At 48.3% G+C, this 6,182-nt stretch carries 5 protein-coding genes; 3 read left to right on the top strand and 2 right to left on the bottom strand.

Going from position 1 to position 6,182, the window contains the following annotated elements:
* Positions 1-226, top strand: a 226-nt coding sequence (locus NFR98_RS15435) for a hypothetical protein (protein ID WP_251460552.1), incomplete at its 5' end; no start/stop codon positions are given.
* A 113-nt stretch (positions 227-339) separates the two neighbouring features.
* On the opposite strand, the gene NFR98_RS15430 is transcribed toward NFR98_RS15435, so the two are convergent.
* Positions 340-1,551, bottom strand: coding sequence for an ornithine--oxo-acid transaminase (locus NFR98_RS15430; RefSeq protein WP_061087081.1), 1,212 nt, complete (start codon positions 1,549-1,551; stop codon positions 340-342).
* Between the two features lie 162 nt (positions 1,552-1,713).
* On the opposite strand from NFR98_RS15430, the gene NFR98_RS15425 reads away from it, so the two are divergent.
* The gene (locus NFR98_RS15425) at positions 1,714-3,060 is read left to right on the top strand and encodes a sigma-54 interaction domain-containing protein (protein WP_251460551.1); all 1,347 of its coding nucleotides are present in this window, start codon (positions 1,714-1,716) and stop codon (positions 3,058-3,060) included.
* 95 nt (positions 3,061-3,155) lie between these two features.
* Here the strand turns inward: NFR98_RS15425 and NFR98_RS15420 are convergent, their stop codons facing one another.
* A complete protein-coding gene (locus tag NFR98_RS15420) occupies positions 3,156-3,383 on the bottom strand; it encodes a hypothetical protein (protein ID WP_251460554.1) in 228 nt (75 codons plus the stop codon).
* A gap of 589 nt (positions 3,384-3,972) precedes the next feature.
* Here NFR98_RS15420 and NFR98_RS15415 point away from each other — a divergent pair.
* The gene (locus NFR98_RS15415; RefSeq protein WP_052123276.1) at positions 3,973-5,454 is read left to right on the top strand and encodes an amino acid permease; all 1,482 of its coding nucleotides are present in this window, start codon (positions 3,973-3,975) and stop codon (positions 5,452-5,454) included.
* Positions 5,455-6,182 lie beyond the last annotated feature (728 nt).

The raw sequence follows: 6,182 nt of genomic DNA, 5'->3' as shown, positions 1-6,182 counted from the left end.
TATGAAGGACAAATCACCGGCTCCCTTGCAACGAATTGTCTTTCATCACGGTTATGAAGGACAAATCACCGGCTCCCCTGCAATGAAATGTCCTTCATCGCATGTACGAAAGACAAATGATAGGCGAACCGCCGCTTTCAATATATTTTTTGCTACCTGTGCAACACTCGAACAGCATATTACTTTCCAAATGAATGTTTGGCATGGCCCTACCGGCAATGTATAGTTATTTTTTCTTTTTGCCTGGCCCCCCAAAAAACATTTCGCATGCGTGGGCGCCTCTTATATTTCTTCCCAATCAAAAAAGCCGCCCCACCGTTTGGCAGAGCAGGCTTCTGATCATTTTTTCTCCTCGAAAACTTTCCGGATTCGTTCAACGGCCCATTCCAGCTCTTCTTCCGTTATGATGAGCGGCGGGGCAAAGCGGATGACGTTTTCATGCGTTTCTTTGCAAAGCAGCCCTTCCTCTTTCAGTGCTTCGCAATAGGTGCGCGCCGGTTCTGTGAGCTCCACGCCGATGAAAAGGCCACGGCCGCGAATTTCCTTAATCGACGGGTGCTTGATTTCACGCAATTTTTCCAAGAGCACCTGCCCAAGCCGGAGCGAACGTTCCACCAGTTTTTCTTCTTCAATTACCTCAAGGCTTGCGATCGATACTGCACATGCAAGCGGATTGCCGCCGAACGTCGAGCCGTGCGACCCCGGGTTGAATACGCCCAGAATTTCTTTATTTGCGGCTACACAGGAAATCGGCATGACGCCACCGCCAAGTGCTTTACCAAGAATGAACACATCCGGCGTAACGCCCTCCCAGTCCACCGCAAACAGCTTGCCGGTCCGGCCTAACCCGGTTTGCACTTCATCGGCCATAAAAAGCACCCGTGACGCGCGGCAAATGTCCGCAGCTTCTTTTAAAAACCCGGCTGGCGGAATGTTGATGCCAGCTTCTCCCTGGATCGGCTCGACAAGGAACGCTGCCGTGTTCGGGGTGATGGCTTCCCTCAGTGCTTCCGCATCCCCGTACGGAATGAGCTTGATACCCTCAATCATCGGCCCGAACCCGCGTTTATATTCTTCTTCCGATGAGAGCGACACCGCAAGCAGCGTACGACCATGGAAGTTCCCGGTACAGGCGATGATCTCCGCTTTATTGTCCGGCACGCCTTTCACATCGTATGCCCAGCGCCGCGCAGCTTTGACCGCCGTTTCCACCGCTTCCGCCCCGGTGTTCATCGGCAGCACCATATCCTTTTTCGTCAGTTGACACACTTTTTCGTACCATTCGCCGAGTTTGTCGTTATAAAACGCACGCGATGTGAGCGTTACACGGTCCGCCTGGTCTTTTAATGCCTGAATGATTTTCGGGTGGCGGTGCCCCTGGTTCAGCGCCGAATAAGCGCTCAGCATATCCATATAACGGCGGCCGTCCGGATCCTTCACCCATACCCCTTCCGCTTCCGAAATGACAACGGGAAGCGGCGCGTAATTATGAGCACCGAACTGTTCCGTTTTTTCAATCACTTGCTTCGCCTGGTCTTTTACTTGTGCCATTTTGTTTCCCCTTTCTTTTCAATGTCCCTATCCATTCATATGCAAAAAGAATGCCATCATGAAAAAAAGGTCTTCGTGCGGTTTTTTTAGTGAAAATGCAAAAAAATTTTGCAGAAACCCGCAAAATATTTTAAAATTTTTATAATCGGAGGGGGATGCAACATGGAAGAAACAAAAGATGTACGCCTCGCGTTGTATGAAGCAATTATGAATCTCGTCGATGCCGGCATTCATGCGGTAGACGAAGAAGGGCGCACGATGATTTACAATCAAAAAATGCGGGATATTGAGGGGATGGACAGCCGTGAAGTACTTTATAAAAAATTGGAAGATGTTTTCCGCTTCCGCAGCAGTGAAGAAAGCACCCTGTTAAAGGCGCTCAAAACCGGAGAAGAAAGTCATCTTGTCAAGCAGACGTATTTTAACAATAAAGGCCGCGAAATCACCTCCGTCAACCATACGTATCCGTTTTATTATAAAGGGAAATTGATGGGTGCTGTTGAAATTGCGGAGGACATTACGAAAATCGAGCGTCTCATCCGCCGGAACCATGAGCCCCATACCGGTTACACATTTCATCATATTATCGGAAAAAGCAAGGCGGTTTCCGAAGTCATTGAATTTGCAAAACGCGCCGCCCGCACTTCCTCCTATGTGCTGATTATCGGCGAAACCGGGACGGGAAAAGAGTTGTTTGCACAGAGCATTCATTACGAAAGCGAAAGAAGCCGGGGACCGTTCATCACGCAAAACTGTGCAGCGCTTCCCGATAATCTCATTGAAAGTATCTTATTTGGTACGAAAAAAGGGGCATTTACAGGGGCCGTTGACCGCGCAGGGCTGTTCGAACAGGCGGACGGCGGCACGCTTTTGCTCGATGAAATCAATGCATTGAACATTCATTTGCAGGCAAAACTTTTGCGGGTGTTGCAAGAGAAAAAAGTGAAGCGGATCGGGGGGACGCAGGAAAAACCGGTCGATGTGCGCGTGATCGCCACCATGAACGAAACGCCGTATGAAGCAATTGCAAATCACCGTTTGCGCAAAGATTTGTACTACCGGCTTGGTGTCGTGACGCTGCTTATCCCACCGTTAAGGGACCGGTTGGAAGATTTGCCGCTCCTCACTCGCCACTTTATTCAAAAATACAACACTCTTTTTCAAATGAATGTCAGGGGAATAACACCGGAAGTACTTACTTTCTTCCGTTCGTACCGCTGGCCTGGCAATATACGCGAGCTGGAGCATATCATTGAGGCAGCGATGAATGTCATGCTGGAGGAAGACATGATTGAACTCCGCCACCTGCCCATGCAGTACCGGCAGTCCGGCCACTACACTCCGGCGGCGGAAAAATCACCGCTTTTAAAAGACCGGCTGTTTGAGTATGAGAAACAATGCATTTTAGAGGCGCTTGAGGCAAACGGGTCGAATATATCAAAAGCAGCAGAGCAGCTCGGATTGAGCCGGCAAAGCCTCCAGTACCGGATGAAACGGCTCGGGATTTGACGTTTGTAAAATACAGCCGGCTTCAAAGATCATCTCTAGCCAGGCAGTTAGAAAAAGGCAGGGGACTCAACAAACAGCCCCTGCCATGATTACGCTTATTTCACTTGTTCCTGCAGCACTTCTTTTAATAACTCGATCGCACTTTCTTCGGTCGGATCATTCGTTCCAAGCTCGCCGCGGAAGGCTTTGGAGAGGATGGATTGTTTTAACTCTAGTTTCATAATCGTTGTATGCGGATCCTGATAAACATTTTTCTCAGCCGTTTCACCTAAATTTGCAAGAACATCCCATTTCCCTTTAAAAAATGAAAAGTTGCTTTTCACTTTTATCACCGTTTTCTTTTTACTTTGCTTTTATTATACAACAAAACATTCTTACGTTGGGCGCGCGGGAAAATGCTGTCATTGGATTGAAAACTGGTGGCTGAACAATCTCTCGCTTTATTTTTGCATAAAAAAGAGGTATTTTGGTTTCAACTGTGCCTAACGCTCGGTGTGCAACATGTCCCTGCATTTCCAAACGAATGGCATTTTTATTCGCACCCCGGCAGAAATCGGGCCACCGGGGTCTCCTGCTCGCCACTTCTGAGTGCCTCGGAGACGCCACAATCGTCTCCTGTTCGCCACGTCTGTGTGTGACCCCCCTTTGACGTTATTTTACGCCCACATGCAAATTGATTTTGCATCCTGAAGGGTGGGAAGGCGCCCCCCATTTGCGGCATGTAAAGCACCAATTCGGCATCAACAAAAGGGTTCGCGCACGTGCAAAAAATTTTTGCATGCGCAGCGTTTGCCTCCTGAAAAATGGTTCCTCACCCTTTGGCATGAAAATTGCAAATAGTCCTGATATGATAATATATACTGATGTATTTTGTAAGCGCTCTTACGAAACGAACGAAGGGGGAAAAGAAAAATGGAATTGGAAAAGCAGCAGGACATCCATCTTCCAAAGCAGCAGGGCAGAACACTCCGAAAAGGACTAAAAGCACGTCATTTAACTATGATTTCGATCGGGGGTGCCATCGGAACCGGCCTGTTTCTCGGAAGCGGCGCGGCGATCCATTCGGCGGGGCCGGGCGGGGCGCTTGTGGCATACGCACTGGTTGGCGCAATGGTGTATTTTGTCATGACAAGCCTCGGGGAAATGTCCGCCTACATGCCGACAAGCGGCGCCTTCAGCACATACGGGACAAAATTCGTCGATCCCGCTTTCGGATTTGCACTCGGCTGGACTTACTGGTTCAACTGGGCGATGACGATTGCCGCCGAACTGACCGCTTCGATTATGATCATGAAATTCTGGTTTCCACACAGCCCGTCGCTGTTATGGAGCATGTCCTTTTTTGCACTTATTTTTCTGCTCAATTATTTGACCGTCAGAGGTTACGGAGAAGGGGAATACTGGTTTTCTTTCATCAAAGTGGCGGCGATTATTCTTTTTATCGTTGTCGGCTTATTGATGGTTTTTGGCCTTCTTGGCGGGGAAGCAACCGGCGTAAAAAATTTCACAACAGGGAATGCACCGTTTCCGGGCGGGTTTCTCGGCACTTTTCTCGTCTTTATTGCGGCCGGTTTTTCGTTCCAGGGGACGGAAATTGTCGGGGTTGCCGCCGGGGAAAGCGAAAATCCGGCGAAAAATGTGCCGAAAGCGATTAAAAATGTTTTCTGGAGAATTCTATTATTCTATGTGCTTGCCATCCTTGTCATCGGGCTCCTTGTCCCGTATACAAACAGCAGTCTGAAAAGCGAGAATGTTCTCGTCAGCCCGTTCACGCTTGTCTTTAAAAAAGCCGGCCTTTCCTTTGCGGCTTCGATGATGAATGCCGTGATCCTGGCCGCCGTTCTGTCAGCCGGCAATTCCAGCCTGTACGCATCCACGCGCATGCTTTACGCAATGGCAAAAGAAGGACAGGCCCCGCGCATTTTTTCAAAGCTTGACAGGCGCGGCGTCCCGGTACCGGCCATGATTTTAACCGCAGTTGTCGGCATGCTTGCGTTTTTCACTTCCATTTTCGGGGACGGTGTTGTGTATATTTGGCTTATGAATTCGATCGGCATCACCGGCTTTATTTTCTGGCTCGGCATCTGCGTTAGCCATTACCGGTTCCGCAAAGCTTTTCTTGCACAAGGGCACTCGCTCGCTGAACTGCCATACAGAGCGAAATGGTATCCGTTCGGACCGATTTTTGCCATTGCCGTTTGCCTGATTGTGACACTCGCCCAGGACTACCAGGCATTCCTCGCCCCGCATATCAACTGGGGAAATGTCATTGCGGCCTATCTCGGCATCCCGTTCTTTCTTGTATTGTGGTTCGGATACAAAATCGCAAGAAAAACAAAAATCGTGCCGCTTGATGCACACGATTTCCATGCGATTGCAGAACCCAATGAATAAACCGGGCTCTAAAGTCCCAGGCTTAGCAGCTCCGGATGAACATACTTTTATAAATAAGGGAAAAGCTTGCACTTGAAACGCACTCTATATGAAGAAAGGACGTCATTTTTTCATGCTTCCTTCACATAGACGGGCTCTATGTGAAGGAACAACACTTTTTTTGCGCGTTTCCTTAACGTAGACGCACTCTATGTGAAGGAAGGCCTTCGTTTTTCTGTGCTTCCTTAACGTAGACGCCTTCTATGTGAAGGAAAGCATTCATTTTTCCACGCTTCCTTAACATAGACGGGCTCTATGTGAAGGAAGAGCCTCGTTTTATCGTGCTTCCTTAACGTAGACGCCTTCTATGTGAAGAAAGGCCTTCGTTTTTCCGTGCTTTCTTAACGTAGACGCCTCCTATGTGAAGGAAGACCTTCAATTTTCCTCGCTTCCTTAACATAGACGCGCTCTATGTGAAGAAAGGCCTTCGTTTTTCCGTGCTTCCTTAACGTAGTCGCGCCCTATATGAAGAAAGGACGTCATTTTTCTATGCTTCCTTAACATAGACAGGCTCTATGTTAAGGAACAACGCATTTTTTTCTCGATTCCTTAACGTAGACGCACTCTATATTAAGGAAGACCTTCATTTTTCCACACTTCCTTAACATAGACGAGTCAAGTCCAGGTTATTGTGTAAATTTATGGGCAAATGTTTTCAACCACCCTTTCATTTTTTCGGCTTAACTTCC

Source organism: Weizmannia agrestimuris, from assembly GCF_943193165.1.
Classification (GTDB): Bacteria; Bacillota; Bacilli; order Bacillales; family Bacillaceae_C; genus Weizmannia; species Weizmannia faecalis.
This window is presented reverse-complemented; position numbering and strand designations above follow the sequence as displayed.

Coding starts and splice junctions, on each gene's coding strand:
- NFR98_RS15415 (WP_052123276.1), top strand. CDS start 3,973: ATGGAATTGGAAAAGCAGCAGGACATCCATCTTCCAAAGCAGCAGGGC.
- NFR98_RS15430 (WP_061087081.1), bottom strand. CDS start 1,551: ATGGCACAAGTAAAAGACCAGGCGAAGCAAGTGATTGAAAAAACGGAA.
- NFR98_RS15425 (WP_251460551.1), top strand. CDS start 1,714: ATGGAAGAAACAAAAGATGTACGCCTCGCGTTGTATGAAGCAATTATG.